The following is an 18,403-nucleotide window of genomic DNA, read 5'->3' as shown; positions in this document are numbered from 1 at the left end:
AACCGCTCTGTTACGTGGTGGAATGCGGGTCGCGGGAGGCCTGCGATTGGGCTAGAGCCTAGGCCATGTCAATACGCCGCCTGCCTGAACATCTCGTCAATCGCATCGCTGCCGGTGAAGTGGTCGAAAGGCCCGCCAGCGCGTTGAAGGAACTGGTCGAAAATGCGGTCGACGCAGGCGCGACGCGCATCGCGGTACGCCTGGCGGGCGGCGGAACCGACCTGGTCGAGGTGACCGACGACGGCTGCGGCATGACGCCGGCCGACATGGCGCTGGCGCTCGAGCGGCACGCCACCTCGAAGCTGCCCGACGAGGCGATCGAAAACGTCAGCACGCTCGGCTTTCGCGGCGAGGCGTTGCCCTCGATCGCAAGCGTCGCGCGGATGACGCTCGAGAGCCGGGTGCGGGGGCATGAGGGCTGGGCGCGGGTGGTCGACAATGGCGTGGTGGTGTCCGAATCGCCCGCCGCGATTCCACCGGGCACGCGGGTGCGGGTAGAGGGGCTGTTCGAGCGGGTGCCGGCGCGGCGCAAGTTCCTGCGCTCGCCCCGCAGCGAGTTCGCGGCGTGCCTCGACGTCGTCAAGCGGCTCGCGATGGCGCGGCCCGACATCGGCTTCTCGGTCGAGCATGACGGGCGGCGTTCGCTCAGCGTCAGCGCGGGCGAGACCTTGCCCGACCGCGTCGCCGCGCTGACCGATCGTGGGCTGGTCGACAATGGCGTCGGGATCGACTTCGTCCGCGAAGGGATCGGGCTGGGCGGGATCGCCGGGCTGCCGACCTTCAACCGCGGCGTGGCGGACCATCAATATCTGTTCGTCAACGGCCGCCCGGTGAAGGACCGGCTGCTGATCGGCGCGATCCGCGGCGCCTATGCCGAGATGATGCCGCGCGACCGGCATGCCGTGGTGGCATTGTTCCTCGACGTTCCGCCCGATGCGGTCGACGTCAACGTCCACCCCGCCAAGACCGAGGTGCGCTTTCGCGAGCCGGCGCTGGTGCGCGGGCTGATCGTCAGCGGGCTGCGGCGGGCGTTGGACGAAGCCGGTCACCGGAGCCAATCGGCGCCGCAAAGTGCGCTCGCGGCGTGGACGCAGGAGCAAAGCCCCTCTCCTTCAGGGGAGGGGTTGGGGGTGGGGCCATTCCGCGAGTCAGGGCTAGCGTTCTCGGCACGGCCCCACCCCAACCCCTCCCCTGAAAGGGAGGGGCTTGCCCTCGATCAGCGCTCGTACGCGTTAAACGACCGCCGCAGCTTCTTCACCCCGCCGCCGCAAGCCCGCGCCGAGCCGGCCTACGCGCCGCCGCCCGAGACGACCGAATTCCCGCTCGGCGTCGCGCGCGGCCAGGTCGCGAAAACCTACATCGTCGCCGAAAGCCCCGACGGCCTGATCCTCGTCGACCAGCATGCCGCGCACGAACGGCTCGTGCTCGAACGGATGCGCAAGGCGATGGCGAGCGGCGGAGTCGCCAGCCAGGCGCTGCTGCTTCCCGAAGTGATCGAGCTCGACGAACCCGCCTGCGACCGGCTCGAGGCGCGCGCCGCCGAGCTCAGCGAGTTCGGCCTCGACCTCGACCGCTTCGGCCCGCGCGCGATGCTGGTGCGCGGCGTACCCGCAATGCTCGGGCAAAGTGACGTCACCGGCCTCGTCACCGATCTTGCCGACGAGCTCGCCGCCTTCGACGAGGCGCTGTCGCTGCGCGAACGTCTCGACCATGTCGCCGCGACGATGGCATGCCACGGCTCGGTCCGCGCCGGGCGGATCCTGTCGGTCGCCGAGATGAACGCGCTGCTCCGCGAGATGGAGGTCACCCCGCATTCGGGGCAGTGCAACCATGGCCGGCCGACCTGGGTGAAGCTGGCGCATGGCGACATCGAGAAGCTGTTCGGTCGTAAATAGGGGTTTCCCCCGGTGCCCGCATCAACGGCTTTTCAAGGCCTGGCCGGCTACGGCTCGTCGCGGAGGCGCCAATGTACAAGATCACCGTCGACCGCGGGCATGCGCTGGTCAAGATCGACATGCATGGCATGCTCGAGGTCGCCGATACCGCGCGGCTCGTCTCCGATCTCATCGCGCAGGTCACCGAAGCGCGGTTCGACTCCTATGCGCTGATCATCGATGTCTCGCAGTGCCCGGTGCAGTCGCAGGACATGATCGGCGCGATGGCGCAGCATCTGACGCGGATGCAGCGCGCACGCGGTGTTGCCATTGTTACCGGAACGATGCTCGCGCGACTGCAGGTCCGGCGCGTCTTCTCGCAGCCCTTCGCGCATTTCGTCTCGACCTATGACGAGGCGTTGCGCTGGGTCCTGGCCAAAGGCGAGCCCGGCGGCGCGTCGGCCGAGGGGTGAAAACCAGAAAAGCTTTCGGCAAGCTGAACCTTTGGCGGAGCCGCGCATTTTAGCGGTATCCCCCTGCAGCACCGTACAGCAAAGCGACCGATCCGATGGCTAAAGTTCTCCCGGTTTTCCTCGCCCTGATCCCGTTCGCCGCACTCGTCGGCGCTTGCGCGGTCACCGGCTAGACGTTCCATCCGCCCCGTCCTCGCAAGCGGCGGGGCAGAACATACGAAAAGGGCCGCCCGGATTTCTCCGGACGGCCCTTTTCTGTTGCATTCGATCGAAACGCTTACGCTTGCGCGGGCGCTTCCGGCTCGTCTGCAGCGACTTCGGCAGTCGCACCAGGCTCGGCGTTGGGATCGTAATCCTCGACGAAACCGGCCTCGTCCTTCTCGAACATCGCTTCCATGACGTTGACGCCCTCGGCCTGCATCTTCGCCTCTTCCGGCGAACGTGCGATATTGACCTTGATCGTCACCGACACTTCCGGGTGCAGCGAAACCTTGACCTCATAGAGGCCAATCGCCTTGATCGGCTTGTTGAGCACGATCGACGACTTCGGCACCTTGTGGCCTTCGGCCTCGAGCCCGTCGATCAGATCGCGCACTGCGACCGAACCGTAGAGCTGACCGGTGTTCGACGACTGGCGGATCAGCGTCAGCGTGATGCCGTCGATCGTCTTGGCTTCGACCTCGGCCTCGCCACGCTTTGCAGCGTTGTCGGCGACGATCTTCTCACGGTTCTTCTCGAAGACCTTGCGGTTGGCTTCGTTAGACCGGAGCGCCTTCTTGTTCGGCAGGAGGAAGTTGCGGGCGAACCCGTCCTTCACCTTGACGACGTCGCCGATGTTGCCGAGCTTCTCGACGCGTTCCAGCAGGATGATATCCATCTGTTGGGCCCCTTACTTAACGATGTAGGGCAGCAGGCCCAGATGGCGCGAACGCTTGATCGCCTGGGCGAGCTCACGCTGCTTCTTGCCGCTCACCGAAGTGATGCGGCTGGGAACGATCTTGCCACGCTCGGACACGAAGCCCTGGAGCAACCGGACGTCCTTATAGTCGATCCGGGGGGCGTCTTTGGCCGAGAACGGGCAGGACTTGCGGCGGCGGAAAAATGGGCGTGCCATTGTCTATAACTCCCTTATTCGCCGTCGAAGCTGCGGCGGGGGCGATCTTCACGATCGCCGCGGTCGGGACGATCGCCACGACCTTCACGGCCGCCTTCGCGATCACCACGACGCTCACGGTCGCGGTCCGACTTGCGCATCATGACGCTCGGGCCTTCTTCCGAGGCATCGATCTTGACGGTCATGTAGCGGATGATGTCTTCGTTGATCTGCGTCTGGCGCTCCAGCTCGGCGATCACGTTGCCCGGGGCATCGATCTCGAGCATGACGTAGTGCGCCTTGCGGTTCTTCGCGATCTTGTACGCGAGGCTACGCAGACCCCAATTCTCGGTCTTGACGACCCGACCTTCATTGTCGTTGACAATCTTGGTGGCGATTTCCGCCAGAGCGTCCACCTGCGCCTGTGCCAGATCCTGGCGCGCAAGGAACACGTGCTCGTATAGAGCCATGTGTCTCGTCTTTCATTCTTGGCCGATCGCTGACGCCCGCACCATGCGAAACGCCCCTCCGGCTATCGTCGTCACGTCTGCCATCTCAATGGCAACCGGGGCGGAAAGCGTGCGCTCTCCACCCCGATCGGCGTGCCATAGCGAAATCGGCGCGGAAGGCAAGCCTTCCGCGCCGGTTCGCGGGTCTTAGTTGAACGCGCCGCCGAGCACTGCGCCGATCAGGCCGCCGCTGAGCGCGACCAAGACGGCATCGTTACCCGAGCGGACCCAGTGATAGCCGCGCGGCGGGGCGTAGAGGCGCCGGCCGCGATACTGGCGCCAATCGCGGACTTCCTGATAGTTGCTGGCATAGCGGCGATCGAAGCGCTGGCCGCGTGCCCAGCGACGACCCTGCTGCGGCCGAACCACGCGACGCTCGGTGACGACGGTGCGCCCGTTGGGCTGCTGGCGGATCACTGTGGTGCGGCGTTCGTCGCGCTGCTGGGCCGATGCGCCGGTGGCGGCAAGCGGGCTGAGCATCGACGATGCCGCCAATGCGGCGAGAATGAACTTGTTCACGATAGAACTCCTTGTTTCGGACGGCGCCTTAACTCCCGGCGTCGAACACAATCTAGGAAGCGTTTGTCGCGCATCCGTGGCGTTCAGAACCCGAAACGGTCGCAAAATGTCCCGGCCGGAACGGTCTCGTTCAGCTTGGCCGGGTCGGCCTGCTGCTTGACGCGGCTTCGGCCGAGCGCCTAACCGCGCACCCCATAAGGAGTATGAAGATGCGTGCGTTCATTTTTCCCGGACAGGGAAGTCAGTCGGTCGGCATGGGCAAGGCGCTGGCCGAAGCCAGCGCGGTCGCGCGCGCGGTGTTTCAGGAAGTCGACGACGCGCTCGGGCAGAATCTCTTCCGCCTGATGCGCGAGGGACCGGAAGAGGAACTCCAACTGACCGAGAACGCCCAACCGGCGATCATGGCCAACGCTCTGGCGACGCTGCGCGTGTTCGAGGCGGAGGGCAATCTGCGCCTCGCAGACAAGGCCGATTATGTCGCGGGCCATTCGCTGGGTGAATATAGCGCCTTGTGCGCAGCCGGCGCGATCGACCTGACGACCACCGCCAAGTTGCTCAAGCTGCGCGGGCAGGCGATGCAGGCGGCAGTGCCGGTCGGGATGGGCGCAATGGCGGCCTTGCTCGGGGCCGACGTCGATATCGCACGAGCTATCGCCGCGGCTGCCGCCGAGGGCGAGGTCTGCACCGTCGCCAACGACAACGATCCCTCGCAGGTGGTGATTTCGGGGCACCGGGGCGCGATCGAGCGCGCCGTCGGACTGGCCAAGGACATGGGCGCCAAGCGCGCGGTCGTGCTGAACGTATCGGCGCCATTTCATTGCCCGCTGATGCGTCCGGCGGCAGAGGCGATGGAAGCCGCACTGGCCAGTGCGCGCGTCGATGCGCCGCTTCTGCCGATCTTCGCCAACGTCACCGCGGCGCCGGTGAGCGATCCCGATACGATCCGCCGACTGTTGGTCGAGCAGGTCACCGGGATGGTGCGCTGGCGCGAGTCGGTGCTGGCGATGGCAGCGGCGGGGGTCGAGCAGACCGTCGAATTCGGACGCAAGGCGCTCACCCCGATGGTCAAGCGCATCGCGCCCGAGATCGATGGGGTCAGTCTCGTGACGATGGACGAGATCGAGGCCGCGATCAAAGCGATGTGATCGCCCGGCCGCCCCCGGTGGTGGCAGGCAAGAAGGAGAGAGACTGATGTTCGACCTTACAGGCATGACCGCGCTCGTGACCGGAGCCTCCGGCGGGATCGGCTCGGCAATCGCGCAGGCGCTCGCCGCGCAGGGCGCGCGGTTGGCGGTTTCCGGGTCCAATGTCGCCAAGCTCGAGGCGTTCCGCGACAGCCTCGGCGGCGATCACGTCGCGCTGCCGTGCGACCTGTCGGATGGCGCAGCGGTCGATGCGCTCGTGCCGGCCGCGGTCGAGGCGCTCGGCGGCAAGCTCGACATTCTCGTCAACAATGGAGGCATCACGCGCGACAATCTCGTCATGCGGATGAAGGATGACGAATGGGACCAAGTGATCCGCGTCAACCTCGAAGCCGCGTTCCGGCTCGCGCGCGCCTCGGCACGTCCGATGATGAAGGCGCGCTTCGGGCGAATCGTGTCGATCACATCGGTCGTCGGAACGACGGGAAACCCGGGACAGGCCAATTACGCCGCCTCCAAGGGTGCGCTCACCGCGATGTCGAAGGCACTCGCGCAGGAACTCGCCAGCCGCGGGATCACCGTCAATTGCGTCGCGCCCGGCTTCATCGCCTCGCCGATGACCGAAACGCTGCCCGATGCGCAGAAAGAGGCGCTCAACGCGCGTATTCCGATGGGAAAAATGGGCGCGGGGGCAGACATTGGCGCCGCCGTCGTCTATCTCTCCAGCCGTGAGGCGGGCTACGTCACGGGTCAGACGTTGCACGTCAATGGCGGCATGGCGATGATCTGAGCGTCCCTACTTGCAAGCCTGGGACGCGCGTTCTACGTGCGTTCAGGAAATTCCAACACCCCCATCGATAGAGGGACGATACAATGAGCGAGACCGCAGACCGCGTTAAGAAAATCGTCGTCGAGCATCTCGGCGTCGAAGCCGACAAGGTGACCGAGGATGCGAGCTTCATCGACGATCTGGGCGCGGACAGCCTCGACATCGTCGAGCTCGTGATGGCTTTCGAAGAAGAATTCGAAGTCGAAATCCCCGACGATGCTGCCGAGAAGATCACGACCGTCAAGGACGCGATCACCTTCATCGACGAGCACAAGAGCTGAGCCCAGCGCTTTTAGCGCGGCCGCATGGCTGATCTACAGGAGCGGCTCCCCGTCCCAGGGCAATGACCGGGGGCTGGGGGCCGTTCCCATTTACGAAGACCAAGAATTTACACGGAGATGGCCATGCGGCGTGTTGTCGTAACCGGACTGGGGCTCGTGACGCCGCTCGGCGCCGATGTCGAAACCGCCTGGGCGAATATCCTTGCGGCTAAATCGGGCGCGGGGACGATCACGCGCTTCGACGCGACCGATTATGCCTGCACCATCGCGTGCGAGGTTAAGCCCGCCGACCATCCCTACGGCTTCGACCCGAACAAGCGCGTCGACCACAAGGTCCAGCGTCAGGTCGATCCCTTCATCATCTACGGGATCGATGCGGCCGGCCAGGCGCTCGAAGACGCCGGCCTGCTCGACATGACGCAGGAGCAGAAATATCGCGCCGGCTGCTCGATCGGCGCCGGCATCGGCGGCCTGCCGGGAATCGCCAGCGAATCGATCGTGCTGCACGAAAAGGGGCCACGTCGCGTTTCCCCGCACTTCGTCCACGGTCGCCTGATCAACCTGATCACCGGCCAGGTGCAGATCAAATACGGCCTGATGGGGCCCAACCACGCCGTCGTCACCGCTTGCTCGACCGGCGCGCATTCGATCGGCGATGCCGCGCGCATGATCGCGATGGACGATGCCGACGTGATGCTGGCGGGCGGTGCCGAAGGCGCGATCTGCCCCTTGGGCATCGCCGGCTTCTCGCAGGCGCGCGCGCTCTCGACCAACTTCAATGCGACCCCCGAAAAGGGCAGCCGACCCTATGACAAGGACCGTGATGGCTTCGTGATGGGCGAGGGCGCGGGCGTCGTCTGCCTCGAGGAATATGAGCATGCCAAGGCGCGCGGCGCCAAGATCTATGCCGAAGTGATCGGCTACGGCCTGTCGGGCGATGCCTATCACGTCACCGCACCGCATCCCGAGGGTTCGGGCGCGTTCCGCTCGATGGAGATGGCACTGCGCAAGTCGGGGCTGCAACTTTCCGACATAGATTATATCAACGCGCACGGCACCTCGACCCCGCTCGGCGACGAGCTCGAACTGAACGCGGTGCGCCGCCTGTTCGGCGACAACATCCAGACGATGTCGATGAGTTCGACCAAGTCGGCGATCGGGCATTTGCTCGGCGGGGCGGGCGCGGTCGAGAGCATCTTCTGCATTCTCGCGATGCGCGACCAGATCGTGCCGCCAACGCTCAACCTCGACAATCCGAGCCCCAATTGCGTCGGCGTGGACCTCGTGCCGCATGTCGCCAAGAAGCGTTCGGTCAAAGCGGTGCTCAACAATTCGTTCGGCTTCGGCGGGACGAATGCCAGCCTCGTCATGCGCGCGATGTGAGGGCGCGCCGTGCGCTCACCGAAGCATGGCGCACGGCGTCCGGTCCGCCGCTCGACGCGAAGCAAGGATAGCGGCATGCGCAAGGTTGGATGCATCGGACTGCTCCTTGGCCTTGCCGCAATCGGCGCGCTGCTCGTCGTCGTGCAGATGTGGGGCGGGCGCGGCCAGCTCAAGCGCCCGATCAGCGTGCAGATCACGCCCGGTACGAGCCTGGCAGGCGCATCTGTCGTACTCGAGAAATCGGGCGCGATCGCGTCGGCGACCCGCTTTCGCCTGTTCGCCAAGCTGTTCGGCGCCGACGCACCGATCAAGGCGGGCGAATATCGCATTCCCGCGCATCTCAGCCAGGCCGATATCCTCAAGGTGCTGCAGGGCACCAAGACGATCCAGCGCTTCGTGACGATCCCGGAAGGGTGGCCGTCAGTGATGGTCAAGGACGCGCTCGACCGTGCGACCGAACTGAAGGGCACCGTCGCCATTCCCGAGGAAGGCAGCGTGCTGCCCGACAGCTACGCCTTCCAGCGCGGCGACGAGCGCAGCTTCATCCTCAAGCGGATGCAGAGCGTGCGCAAACGCTACCTCGCCGCCGCCTGGGCGAAGCGCGCGCCGGGGCTTGCGGTAACGACCCCCGAACAGGCGCTGATCCTCGCCTCGATCGTCGAGAAGGAAACCGGCAAGCCGAGCGAGCGCGCGATGGTCGCGGCGGTCTATTCGAACCGGTTGAAGCGCGGTATGATGCTGCAGGCCGATCCGACGATCATCTATCCGATCACCAAGGGCCGGCCGCTCGGGCGCAAGATCCTGCTGTCCGAGGTGCATGCCGTGAATGCCTACAACACCTATGCGATGGTCGGTCTACCCGCCGGGCCGATCTGCAATCCCGGGCGCGCATCGATCGACGCGGTGCTCAATCCGGCCGCATCCAATGCGCTCTATTTCGTCGCGGACGGATCGGGCGGTCATGTCTTCGCCGACACGCTGGAACAGCATAACGCCAACGTCGCCAAATGGCGCGCCTATCGCGCAGCGCACGGGATCTAGCGGCGGAGCCGCGACAAATTTCTCAACTGTCATATGCGGTTAAGAAGCAGCCGGTACCGGCTCGCGGTATGGCTAAACATCCCCTAACACTCTGGTCGCAGAGCATGGTCGCTCGGCTGATGGTTCCTGTTTTCCTGATGCTCTGCCTCGTCGGCCTGCTGGGGCTGATCAGCCTCGGCACGGGGCAGCGGCTCGAGGCGGCACGCGAAGCGCTCGACCGCAGCGAAACTGTCCATGTCGGGCTGATCGAGGTGCGCTCGCTCAGCCGGTCGCTGCAACGCGACGCGCTCAACCTGCTGATCGAGCGGGATCGCGGCGAGCTCCGCGTCATCCAGGGCAAGTTCGGTCATCGATCGACGCAGATGCGGGACTTGCTCGGCACGCTGGTGCGCAACCCCGCGTTCGGCCACGGCAATCAGCGGGCAGCCTATCTGCGGAGCCAGGCGATCGTGCTCGATTGGCTTTCGGCAGTGGCGACCGCGGCTGCCCGCGGCGACACCGCGCAGGCGCTGGACGATTTTCGCAAGCAGGTCCGGCCCAACGAACGCGCCGCCTCGACCATCGCCGATGCCTTGATCATCGATCAGGAGCAGCTCGTGAAGCGACTGCTGGCGCGTAGCCGCTATCTCGAGCGGCAGGACCAGATTGTCAGTCTCATCGCCAGCATCAGCCTCTTTGGCCTGGCCGCGACGACGACCTTCATGATTGTCCGCCGGACCGTCGTGCGACCGCTGGCGGATATCGAGGCAGACATGGGGCGAATTGCCGCGGGCGACACCGAGGGGCGTACCCCGCATGTCGATCGGCAGGACGAGATTGGCCGGATGGCACGCGCGATCGAAGTGTTTCGCGCCTCGGTCCTCGAACGTTCCCGGCTGCAGGCGCAGAACGCGGCGCAGGCCGGCCGCGACGCGCGCGCCGCGCTCGACCGCGCACAGGCCGAACGGCAAGCGGAAGCGGCCGAGGCGCTGCGCAATCGCACGATCGGGCTTTCGGCCAAGCATCTGGAACGCCAGATCGCCGAAGCGCTCGAGGGACTGCGCTCGTCCGCCGCGCAACTGCTCGACACTTCGAGCGAACTGACAGGGCATTCGGCGCGCGCCAGCAGCGAACTCGGCGAAGTCCGCGCGGCGGTGACCCGCGCGGTCGATGGCGCGACCGACATAGCGGTCGCGACGACGCAATTTATGACCGCACTCGGCCAGTCGAGCAAGAGCACGCGCCAATCGGCCGAACTCACCGCCGAGGCGACCGCCGACGTGGCACTGCTGGCCGAACAGATGGCGCTGGTGCAGCGCAATGCGATGACGGTCGGCAACATCGTCGACGTGATCGGCGGCATTGCCAAACAGACCAATCTGCTCGCACTCAACGCGACGATCGAGGCGGCGCGCGTCGGGGACGCCGGCAGGGGTTTCTCGGTCGTGGCGGGCGAGGTCAAGATGCTCGCCGGCAAGTCAGCGCGCGCCGCGGACGAGATCGCCGAGAAGATCGCGACGATGCAGGGCGCCGCGCACGACGCAAGCGAGGGTCTTGCCCGGATCGGCGAGCGGATCGCCGAGATCGCGCACGGCTCGAACGTCCTGGCGGTGACGATCGACGAGCAGGCGCAAAGCGGGTCCATCATCAATCGCAACGTCACCGGGGCGGCGTCCGATCTCGATGTCGTCAGCGGGCGGGTCGCCGATGTGTCCGCCGCGGCAGTCGCGGTCGAGGGCTGGGCGCGACACGTCCGCTCGGATGCCAGCCAGGTCGAGCAGAGCGCGACCGCGATCGCGGGGGCCTTGTCGCTGTTCTTCGAGAAGCTGCATCCGGCCGAGCCGGCGCTGCTGGGCCACGGCTAGCGGGTCGATGGTGCGCCCCGAGGTTTGATGATATTGCACATTCATGACGGGGCATGAAAACTTTATCGCGGCGTCGCGCGCGAACGGCGAGCGTGGCGCACAATGGGGACTGTATTCGCCACTGGAGGATCGCTGGCTCGACGTCACCTTCCGCTCCCTCGCCGAGGCCGAGGAAGCCGGTAGGGTACTTCGCACCGTGCCACCGCGCGTCGCGATGAAGACGGGCCGGCGCCCTCCCGCCTGACACCACGGCGGGAAGGCGGAAAGAGCGGTTCAGCCGCGCAAGCCGTTCGCCGCCCGCGCGAGCGTCTCGACCTCGGCCATCGACGCGCCCTTGGGGGTGATCCAGCTGCCACCGACGCACAGCACCGGCGCAAAGCCGAGCCATTCCGGCGCGCTCGCTTCGCTGATCCCGCCAGTCGGGCAGAAGCGGCACTGGTAGAAAGGAGCGGCCAGCGCCTTGAGCGCCTTGAGCCCGCCATTCGCTTCGGCCGGGAAGAATTTGAAGTGGGTCAGCCCCAGATCCAGGCCGAGCATGATGTCGGCGGCATTGGCAATCCCGGGCAGGAACGGGACGCCGCTCGCGATGATCGGCCGCGCAAGGCGCTCGGTTAGCCCGGGCGAGACGATGAACTCCGCGCCGGCTTCGACCGCCTGGGCGAACTGGTCGGGATTGACCACCGTGCCAGCGCCGACGATCGCGCCCGGGACTTTCTTCATCTCGCGGATCGCGTCGAGCGCGGCGGGGGTGCGCAGCGTGACCTCGAGCACCTTGAGCCCGCCGGCGACCAGCGCCTCGGCGAGCGGACGCGCGGTTGCGGCATCGTCGATCACCAGCACCGGGATGACGGCACTGGTCTGCATGATATCGGTAATCGTGGGGACAGCGGTCATCGTGTATACTCCTGCGCATAAGCGGCCGCTGCGCCGAAGAGGCCGGGCTGCGGATAGGTGATGAGTTTGACGGGGATCGTCGACATGCGGTTCTGGAAGCGCCCCTTGGCCGCGAAGCGCTCGGCAAAGCCCGACTTGCGGAAATGGTCCTTGAGCCGCAGCCCGAGGCCGCCGGCGATCACCACGCCGTTGGCGCCGTGCGCCAGCGCGAGATCGCCCGCCACCGCGCCGAGGCTCAGGCAGAAGCGGTCGAGCGCGGTGACGGCGAGGCTGTCGCCATCCTCCAGCGCGGCGGACCAGATCGCCTTGTCGTCGAGCCGGGTGATCGAACGATGCTCGATATCGGCGAGCGTTTCGTAGATCGCGACGATGCCGGGGCCCGAGACGATCCGCTCGGCCGAGACGCGCGTGTAATTCTGGCGCAGGCGCTTAACCAAGGCATCCTCGATCCCGTCGAGCGGCGCGAAATCGATATGCCCACCCTCGGTCTCGAGCACATGGTAACGCTCGGCCGTGCGCAGCACCTGCGCCACGCCGAGCCCGGTGCCCGGACCGCAGACCGTGATCACGCCGTGATCGGGGAAGGGCACGTCGGGGCCGCACAGATGCAGGAAGTCGCCATGATCGACCTGCGCGACCGCCTGGCCGACCGCGCCGAAATCGTTGATCAGCACGAAACTGTCGACGTGCAGCCGTTCCTTGATCAGCGGCGGGCGGATCACCCACGGATTGTTGGTCAGCTTGATCACGTCCCCGCTGATCGGCGAGGCGACCGCGATCGCGGCGGCGCGCGGCAGGTCACGGCCCGATTGCGCGCCGAACGCCTCCCACGCGGTCTGGAAACCGGCATATTCCGCGGTCTTGAGCGTCACTGGTTCGCCGAGCTCGACCACCCGGCCGCCTTCGACCTCGGCAATCGCGAAGCGTGCGTGGGTGCCGCCAATATCGACCGAAACGACTTCCATTCTATCTCTCTCCGTCAAGGCGCGCGTGACCGGCGACCAGATTACGCCCCTCCCCTTTTAGGGGAGGAGCTTTAGAAGGGCATCGACCTTTACCACCCCATGCCCGTCAGCAAGGGCGACGCGCCGCGTTCGGCCTCGTTGGCGTTGGCGCGGAACAGGCCGAAGAGTTCGCGGCCCATGCCATCGGCCTCGGGCGGAGCGGTCGCTGGAACACGCGCGGCCCACTCCACCGGATCGACCAAAGCCTCGAGCACACCCGCCTCGGCATCGAGCCGTATGATGTCGCCGTCCTGCACGCGCGACAGCGGGCCGTCGCCCAAAGCCTCGGGCGAGCAATGGATCGCCGCGGGCACCTTGCCGCTCGCGCCCGACATCCGCCCGTCGGTGACGAGCGCCACCCGGAAGCCGCGGTTCTGCAGCACGCCGAGCGCCGGCGTGAGCTTGTGCAGTTCGGGCATGCCGTTGGCGCGCGGGCCCTGGAAGCGCATCACCACGACGACGTCGCGCGTCAGTTCGCCCGCCTGGAATGCGGCGATCACCGCAGCCTGGTCGTGGAACACCGCGGCGGGGGCCTCGATCGTCCAGCGATCGCGCTCGACCGCCGACACCTTGATGCACGCGCGGCCGAGATTACCGGTGAGGATGCGGAAGCCGCCCTCGGGCGCGAACGGCGCCGCAGGGGTGCGCACGATCGTCTCGTCGCCGCTCGGACCGGGATCGACCCAGTTGAGCGTACCAGCGTCGTCGAGCTGCGGCTTGCGGCCGTAATCGGTCATGTCCGCGCTCGCGACGGTCATCAGGTCGCGGTGGAGCAGGCCGGCATCGGCGAGTTCGCGGATGACGTAGGGCATGCCGCCGGCATCCTCGAAGCCGTTCACGTCGGCCGCGCCATTGGGATAGACGCGCGCGACGAGCGGGACGGCCTTCGACAGGCGATCGAAATCCTCCCAGTCGATGACGATCCCGGCGCAGGCGGCGATCGCCGGCAAATGCAGCAGATGATTGGTCGATCCGCCGGTCGCGAGCAGGCCGATCGCCGCGTTGACGATCGCTTTCTCATCGACGCACAGGCCGATCGGGCGATAGCTGTCGCCGTGCCAGCCGATCTGCGTGACGCGGTGGACAGCCGCGCGCGTGAGCTCCTGGCGCAGCTTGGTACCGGGATTGATGAAGGCGGCGCCGGGCATGTGCAGGCCCATCATCTCCATCATCATCTGGTTCGAATTGGCGGTGCCGAAGAAGGTGCAGGTGCCCTTCGAATGGTAGGCGCCGATCTCGGCCTCGAGCAATGCGTCGCGGCCGACCTTGCCCTCGGCATAGGCTTCCCGGACCTCGACCTTGGCCTTGTTGGCGAGGCCCGAGGGCATCGGCCCTGCTGGAATCAGCACCATCGGCAAATGACCGAAGCGCAGCGCTCCCATCAGCAGGCCGGGCACGATCTTGTCGCAGATGCCGAGCAGCGCCGCGCCTTCGAACATGCCGTGGCTGAGCGCGATGGCGGTCGAGAGCGCGATCGTGTCGCGGCTGAACAGCGACAGCTCCATGCCGGCATAGCCCTGCGTCACGCCGTCGCACATCGCCGGCACGCCGCCGGCGACCTGCGCGGTCGCCCCGGCTTCGCGCGCCCAGATCTTCATCTGCTCGGGGTAGCGATAGTAAGGCGCATGTGCCGAGAGCATGTCGTTATACGAGGTGACGATCCCGATGTTCATCGCCTTGGCGGCGGTGAGCGCGGGGCGATCCTCCTCGGTGCCGGCATAGGCATGCGCGGCGTTGGCGCAGCCCATCGCGGGCCGCTCGATATGCGTGTCGCGCGCCCGGCCGATCAGCGACAGATAGGCGTCGCGCGTCGGCTTGGAGCGGGTGATGATGCGGTCGGTGACCGCGGCGATTTCAGGATGGAGGGTCACGACAATCTTCCCGGGGAGGGGTTGGAGATCATTCGGCGGCCCAGTGAATATCCACCGGCAGCTCGGCATCGGCAAGCACGCGTCCGATCGGATATTTCGACGACGGCCCCTGCTTGATCGCGGCCTCGATCACCGATTTCTTGGCGTCGCCCGTCACTGCGATGATCAGCGCACGCGCCGAGACGATCGCGGCGCGGCTGAGCGTGACGCGGGCAACCGGGGCTTCCGGGGGGAGGGGATCGGGCATCACGCCGAGCGCGCGGCGTTCGTTCGGGCCCGACAGCGCTTCGTCATAATCGGGGCCGGGGAAGATCGAGGCGGTATGGCCGTCGGCGCCGACGCCGAGCAGGCACAGGTCGAGCGGCCAGTGCAGATCCTGCATCAGCGCATCGGCCGAGCGGCCGGCGGCCTTGTAGTCGGCGGTCGCGGTCGGGACGATCGGCATCACGCGCGCGCCCTTGGGGAGGAACGCCTTGGCGATCATCGTGACGTTCGACAGCGGATCGCCCAGCGGCACGATGCGCTCGTCGACGGGGACGATCGTCACGCGCTTCCAGTCGTGCTTGGCGGCGGCGAGCTTGGCGTAGATCGGGATCGGCGTCTTGCCGCCCGACAGCGCGATGACGGCAGCGCCGCGCGCATCGATCGCGCTGTCGATGATGAATCCGATATCGCCGGCGACGGCAGCAGCCATCTCCTCGGCGTCTTCATAGTCCCACCATTCGATTTCGTGTTCGTCGCTCATGTCTTTTCTTTCTTTTCCTTCTCCCTCTCCCGCTTGCGGGAGAGGGTCGGGGAGAGGGGCGTGCCACACGAACCAGCGTCCGCGTCACTGCCCTCTCCCTCGCTTCGCTGCGCTCGCTTGCCCTCTCCCGCAAGCGGGAGAGGGAGATTCTCTATTCGTCCAGCCAGGTCACCCCGTCGCGCTCGGTCAGCGCGATCGCCGCGCTCGGGCCCCAGCTGCCCGAAGCATAGCTCTTCGGCTTCATGTCATTCGCAACCCAACCCGCGCGGATCGCGTCGATCCAGGTCCACTGCGCCTCGACCTCGTCGCGGCGCACGAACAGCGTCTGGTCGCCCTCGATCAGATCGAGCAGCAGCCGCTCATACGCGATCCGCCGGCGCGAGCCCGCGAATTCGGCGTCGAGGCTGAGGTTCAGCGGCACTTCGCGCAATCGGATCCCGTCGCGGTCGAGCCCCGGCTCCTTCGCCATCACCAGCAGCTGGACATATTCCTCGGGCTGCAACCGGATCACCAAGACGTTCGGCTGGAGCAGCCCGCCGCGGTTCGAGAACATCGAATGCGGCACGGGCTTGAACTGGATCGCGATCTCGGAGCGCCGCGTCGGCATGCGCTTGCCGGTGCGCAGGTAGAAGGGCACGCCCTGCCAGCGCCAATTGTCGACATGCGCCTTGATCGCGACGAAGGTCTCGGTGGTCGAAGGCTTCTCGAGCTCGTCGATATAGCCCTTGACGATCTCGCCGCCGCTCGCGCCCGCGCCATATTGGCCGGTGACGGTGTCGCGGGGCGCCTCCTCGGGCTGGATCGTACGCAGCGAACGGAACACCTTGGCCTTCTCGTCACGGATCGCATTGCCGTCGAAGCGGGCAGGGGGTTCCATCGCAATCAGGGCGAGCAACTGGAGCATGTGATTGGCGACCATGTCGCGCAACGCGCCCGCGCCGTCATAATAGGCCGCACGCTCCTCGAGCCCGACCGTTTCCGAGATCGTGATCTGGACGTTGTCGATCCCGCGCGCGTTCCACACCGGCTCGAAGAAGGAATTGCCGAAGCGCAAGGCCAGGATGTTCTGCACCGTCTCCTTGCCGAGATAGTGATCGATCCGGAAGGTCCGCTCCTCGGGGAATGCGGTCGCGACGGTGTCGTTGATCTCGCGGCTCGAGGCGAGATCGTAGCCGAGCGGCTTCTCCAGCCCGATGCGGACCGTGTCGCCGGCGAGGCCGGCCGATTCGAGCCCGCGGATGACGGGCTCGAACAAGGACGGCGCCGTCGACAGGAAGATCGCGAGGCCGCCGGCCACATCGCCCACCTTGGCCGCGAGCTCCTTGTAGTGCGCCATGTCGGTGGCATCGAGCGCCTGGTACTGAACGCGCTCGAGGAACGTCTTGATCGCCTTGGCGTCCATCCGGTCCTTGGGAACGAACTTCTCGAGCGCTTCCTTGGCGAACTTGCGGTAGCTCTCGTCGCTATTCTCCGAGCGCGCAGTGCCGGTGATCGTCAGCCCCTCGGGCAGCAAACCGTCGGCATGCAGGCCATAGAGCGACGGCAACAGCATGCGTTGCGCAAGGTCGCCGGTCGCACCGAACAGAAGGAGTTTGCCGACGGGCGTGCGGTTGACCATGCGAAAATCGAGCTCCTGGGGGGAAGCGCACCCCCTACTGAGCGACGCGCGCGCCGCCAAGATGAATTGCTATGCTAGACCGTCAATCCGGCGAGCGGATCGAATCCCGCCATGATATTGAGGTTCTGCACCGCCGCGCCCGCCGCCCCCTTGCCGAGATTGTCGAGCGTCGCGATCAGGCGCGCCTGGCCCCGATCGGGATTCCCGCAGACACGCAGCGTGAGGCGGTCGGTGCCAGCATCGTCCTCGATCTGCACGCTGTCGACCTGCCCGTCGGCGACCTGGATCAGCCCGCCTTCGGGATAGGCTTCGCGCAGCACGGCCTCGCAGACGTGGAGCGATGGCCGCCGTGGAAAGAGATGCAGAGCGAGCGGCACCTCGACGATCATCCCGCGATAGGTGTTGGCGACCGCCGGGGTGAAGATCGGCGGATGTTCGAGCCGGGCATGCTTCTGCATCTCGGGGACGTGCTTGTGCGCGAGCCCGAGCGCATAGGCGCGCGTCGCCGGGGGCGGATTGACGCCTTCATAGTCGGCGATCATCGCCTTGCCGCCGCCGGAATAGCCCGACACCGCATTGACGCTGACGCCCCAATCGACCGGCAGCAACCCGGCGCGGACCAGCGGGCGGACGAGCGCGAGGAAACCGGTCGGGTAGCAGCCGGGATTGGTCACGCGCTTGGCCTCGGCGATCGCGGCGTGCTGCCCCGGCTCGAGTTCGGCAAAGCCATAGCTCCAGCTATCGGCGGTGCGATACGCGGTCGAAGCGTCGATGACGCGGGTGCGATCGTTGGCGATCAGGCCGACCGCCTCGCGCGCAGCGTCGTCGGGCAGGCACAGGATCACGAAATCGCTGTCGTTGAGCGCTTCCGCGCGGGCGCGCGGATCCTTGCGGCGGGCATCGTCGAGCAGCACCAGGCTGATGTCGTCGCGCCCGGCGAGCCGCTCGCGAATCTCGAGGCCGGTGGTGCCGGCAGCGCCGTCGATGAAGACCGAGACGCTCATTCCGCCGGCCACGACAAGGCGGCGGCATCGACATAGCCGACCAGTCCGGCGCCGGGGGCACGCCCCCAGGCCCGGCCTTTGACGAATTCGAGCACCTCGAACACGTCTCCTTGATTGAGCTCGGTCAGCACGGCGGACTCCTGATCAGCGCCTTCGCGCAATCCGGTAGCAGCGATCAACACGCGTTGCACGCACGACGCGTAATGCGGCGCGAATACGCGATCGGCGAGGCGGATGTCGGCGAGATCGCGCCGCACCGCACAGGTCCGCGGATCGAGC

20 protein-coding genes are annotated in these 18,403 nt (G+C 66.5%); 9 read left to right on the top strand and 11 right to left on the bottom strand.

What is annotated here, in order from left to right; genetic code table 11:
• Positions 1–65 precede the first annotated feature (65 nt).
• Both mutL and U1872_RS03555 read left to right on the top strand, forming a co-directional pair.
• On the top strand, positions 66–1,895 hold the full coding sequence (gene mutL, locus U1872_RS03560) for a DNA mismatch repair endonuclease MutL (RefSeq protein WP_332791476.1): 1,830 nt from the start codon (positions 66–68) through the stop codon (positions 1,893–1,895).
• Between the two features lie 71 nt (positions 1,896–1,966).
• Positions 1,967–2,347: a hypothetical protein gene (locus U1872_RS03555; protein WP_332791475.1), complete on the top strand. Its 381-nt coding sequence runs from the start codon at positions 1,967–1,969 to the stop codon at positions 2,345–2,347.
• 277 nt (positions 2,348–2,624) lie between these two features.
• Here U1872_RS03555 and rplI read toward each other — a convergent pair whose 3' ends face one another.
• The 4 genes from rplI to U1872_RS03535 form a co-directional block, all read right to left on the bottom strand.
• Entirely contained in the window at positions 2,625–3,224 is a 600-nt protein-coding gene (gene rplI / locus U1872_RS03550; RefSeq protein ID WP_332791474.1) for a 50S ribosomal protein L9, read from the bottom strand.
• 12 nt (positions 3,225–3,236) lie between these two features.
• Positions 3,237–3,461: a 30S ribosomal protein S18 gene (gene rpsR / locus U1872_RS03545; RefSeq protein WP_010186331.1), complete on the bottom strand. Its 225-nt coding sequence runs from the start codon at positions 3,459–3,461 to the stop codon at positions 3,237–3,239.
• A 14-nt stretch (positions 3,462–3,475) separates the two neighbouring features.
• The gene (gene rpsF / locus U1872_RS03540) at positions 3,476–3,910 is read right to left on the bottom strand and encodes a 30S ribosomal protein S6 (protein WP_133188028.1); all 435 of its coding nucleotides are present in this window, start codon (positions 3,908–3,910) and stop codon (positions 3,476–3,478) included.
• 186 nt (positions 3,911–4,096) lie between these two features.
• Positions 4,097–4,468, bottom strand: a complete 372-nt coding sequence (locus U1872_RS03535) for an RcnB family protein (protein WP_332791473.1) — start codon at positions 4,466–4,468, stop codon at positions 4,097–4,099.
• Between the two features lie 209 nt (positions 4,469–4,677).
• Here U1872_RS03535 and fabD point away from each other — a divergent pair, with 209 nt between their 5' ends.
• The 7 genes from fabD to U1872_RS03500 all read left to right on the top strand — a co-directional run bounded on the left by fabD (position 4,678) and on the right by U1872_RS03500 (position 11,232).
• Positions 4,678–5,613: an ACP S-malonyltransferase gene (gene fabD, locus U1872_RS03530; protein ID WP_332791472.1), complete on the top strand. Its 936-nt coding sequence runs from the start codon at positions 4,678–4,680 to the stop codon at positions 5,611–5,613.
• A gap of 46 nt (positions 5,614–5,659) precedes the next feature.
• Positions 5,660–6,400 carry a 3-oxoacyl-[acyl-carrier-protein] reductase gene (gene fabG, locus U1872_RS03525; protein ID WP_332791471.1) on the top strand — a complete coding sequence of 247 codons (741 nt, stop codon included), beginning with the start codon at positions 5,660–5,662 and terminating at the stop codon, positions 6,398–6,400.
• A gap of 83 nt (positions 6,401–6,483) precedes the next feature.
• Positions 6,484–6,720 carry an acyl carrier protein gene (locus U1872_RS03520; protein WP_010186338.1) on the top strand — a complete coding sequence of 79 codons (237 nt, stop codon included), beginning with the start codon at positions 6,484–6,486 and terminating at the stop codon, positions 6,718–6,720.
• A 123-nt stretch (positions 6,721–6,843) separates the two neighbouring features.
• Positions 6,844–8,103, top strand: coding sequence for a beta-ketoacyl-ACP synthase II (gene fabF / locus U1872_RS03515; RefSeq protein WP_332791470.1), 1,260 nt, complete (start codon positions 6,844–6,846; stop codon positions 8,101–8,103).
• A gap of 75 nt (positions 8,104–8,178) precedes the next feature.
• Positions 8,179–9,144: an endolytic transglycosylase MltG gene (gene mltG / locus U1872_RS03510; protein WP_332791469.1), complete on the top strand. Its 966-nt coding sequence runs from the start codon at positions 8,179–8,181 to the stop codon at positions 9,142–9,144.
• Between the two features lie 119 nt (positions 9,145–9,263).
• Positions 9,264–10,988, top strand: coding sequence for a methyl-accepting chemotaxis protein (locus tag U1872_RS03505; protein WP_332791468.1), 1,725 nt, complete (start codon positions 9,264–9,266; stop codon positions 10,986–10,988).
• Positions 10,989–11,031: 43 nt separating this feature from the next.
• A complete protein-coding gene (locus U1872_RS03500) occupies positions 11,032–11,232 on the top strand; it encodes a hypothetical protein (RefSeq protein ID WP_332791467.1) in 201 nt (66 codons plus the stop codon).
• A 29-nt stretch (positions 11,233–11,261) separates the two neighbouring features.
• Here U1872_RS03500 and eda read toward each other — a convergent pair whose 3' ends face one another.
• The 7 genes from eda to U1872_RS03465 form a co-directional block, all read right to left on the bottom strand.
• On the bottom strand, positions 11,262–11,882 hold the full coding sequence (eda, locus tag U1872_RS03495) for a bifunctional 4-hydroxy-2-oxoglutarate aldolase/2-dehydro-3-deoxy-phosphogluconate aldolase (protein ID WP_332791466.1): 621 nt from the start codon (positions 11,880–11,882) through the stop codon (positions 11,262–11,264).
• Positions 11,879–12,847 (bottom strand): glucokinase, encoded by a 969-nt coding sequence (gene glk, locus U1872_RS03490; protein WP_332791465.1) that lies wholly within the window; start codon positions 12,845–12,847, stop codon positions 11,879–11,881. The genes eda and glk overlap by 4 nt, the downstream gene beginning before the upstream one ends.
• Positions 12,848–12,936: 89 nt before the next feature.
• Positions 12,937–14,757, bottom strand: a complete 1,821-nt coding sequence (gene edd, locus U1872_RS03485; RefSeq protein WP_332791464.1) for a phosphogluconate dehydratase — start codon at positions 14,755–14,757, stop codon at positions 12,937–12,939.
• Between the two features lie 28 nt (positions 14,758–14,785).
• Positions 14,786–15,502, bottom strand: a complete 717-nt coding sequence (gene pgl, locus U1872_RS03480; RefSeq protein ID WP_332791463.1) for a 6-phosphogluconolactonase — start codon at positions 15,500–15,502, stop codon at positions 14,786–14,788.
• A 151-nt stretch (positions 15,503–15,653) separates the two neighbouring features.
• On the bottom strand, positions 15,654–17,120 hold the full coding sequence (gene zwf / locus U1872_RS03475) for a glucose-6-phosphate dehydrogenase (RefSeq protein ID WP_332791462.1): 1,467 nt from the start codon (positions 17,118–17,120) through the stop codon (positions 15,654–15,656).
• A gap of 74 nt (positions 17,121–17,194) precedes the next feature.
• The gene (gene argC, locus U1872_RS03470) at positions 17,195–18,124 is read right to left on the bottom strand and encodes an N-acetyl-gamma-glutamyl-phosphate reductase (RefSeq protein WP_332791461.1); all 930 of its coding nucleotides are present in this window, start codon (positions 18,122–18,124) and stop codon (positions 17,195–17,197) included.
• On the bottom strand, positions 18,121–18,381 hold the full coding sequence (locus tag U1872_RS03465) for an SH3 domain-containing protein (protein WP_332791460.1): 261 nt from the start codon (positions 18,379–18,381) through the stop codon (positions 18,121–18,123). The genes argC and U1872_RS03465 overlap by 4 nt, the downstream gene beginning before the upstream one ends.
• Between the last annotated feature and the right edge of the window lie 22 nt (positions 18,382–18,403).

The sequence above is a fragment of the Parasphingomonas frigoris genome, assembly GCF_036663815.1.
GTDB lineage: Bacteria > Pseudomonadota > Alphaproteobacteria > Sphingomonadales > Sphingomonadaceae > Sphingomonas.
Note: the sequence above shows the minus strand (reverse complement) of the source record. Positions and strands in the feature narration are given on the sequence as shown.

Coding starts and splice junctions, on each gene's coding strand:
- mutL (WP_332791476.1), top strand. CDS start 66: ATGTCAATACGCCGCCTGCCTGAACATCTCGTCAATCGCATCGCTGCC.
- U1872_RS03555 (WP_332791475.1), top strand. CDS start 1,967: ATGTACAAGATCACCGTCGACCGCGGGCATGCGCTGGTCAAGATCGAC.
- rplI (WP_332791474.1), bottom strand. CDS start 3,224: ATGGATATCATCCTGCTGGAACGCGTCGAGAAGCTCGGCAACATCGGC.
- rpsR (WP_010186331.1), bottom strand. CDS start 3,461: ATGGCACGCCCATTTTTCCGCCGCCGCAAGTCCTGCCCGTTCTCGGCC.
- rpsF (WP_133188028.1), bottom strand. CDS start 3,910: ATGGCTCTATACGAGCACGTGTTCCTTGCGCGCCAGGATCTGGCACAG.
- fabD (WP_332791472.1), top strand. CDS start 4,678: ATGCGTGCGTTCATTTTTCCCGGACAGGGAAGTCAGTCGGTCGGCATG.
- fabG (WP_332791471.1), top strand. CDS start 5,660: ATGTTCGACCTTACAGGCATGACCGCGCTCGTGACCGGAGCCTCCGGC.
- U1872_RS03520 (WP_010186338.1), top strand. CDS start 6,484: ATGAGCGAGACCGCAGACCGCGTTAAGAAAATCGTCGTCGAGCATCTC.
- fabF (WP_332791470.1), top strand. CDS start 6,844: ATGCGGCGTGTTGTCGTAACCGGACTGGGGCTCGTGACGCCGCTCGGC.
- mltG (WP_332791469.1), top strand. CDS start 8,179: ATGCGCAAGGTTGGATGCATCGGACTGCTCCTTGGCCTTGCCGCAATC.
- U1872_RS03505 (WP_332791468.1), top strand. CDS start 9,264: ATGGTTCCTGTTTTCCTGATGCTCTGCCTCGTCGGCCTGCTGGGGCTG.
- U1872_RS03500 (WP_332791467.1), top strand. CDS start 11,032: ATGACGGGGCATGAAAACTTTATCGCGGCGTCGCGCGCGAACGGCGAG.
- eda (WP_332791466.1), bottom strand. CDS start 11,882: ATGACCGCTGTCCCCACGATTACCGATATCATGCAGACCAGTGCCGTC.
- glk (WP_332791465.1), bottom strand. CDS start 12,847: ATGGAAGTCGTTTCGGTCGATATTGGCGGCACCCACGCACGCTTCGCG.
- pgl (WP_332791463.1), bottom strand. CDS start 15,502: ATGAGCGACGAACACGAAATCGAATGGTGGGACTATGAAGACGCCGAG.
- zwf (WP_332791462.1), bottom strand. CDS start 17,120: ATGGTCAACCGCACGCCCGTCGGCAAACTCCTTCTGTTCGGTGCGACC.
- argC (WP_332791461.1), bottom strand. CDS start 18,124: ATGAGCGTCTCGGTCTTCATCGACGGCGCTGCCGGCACCACCGGCCTC.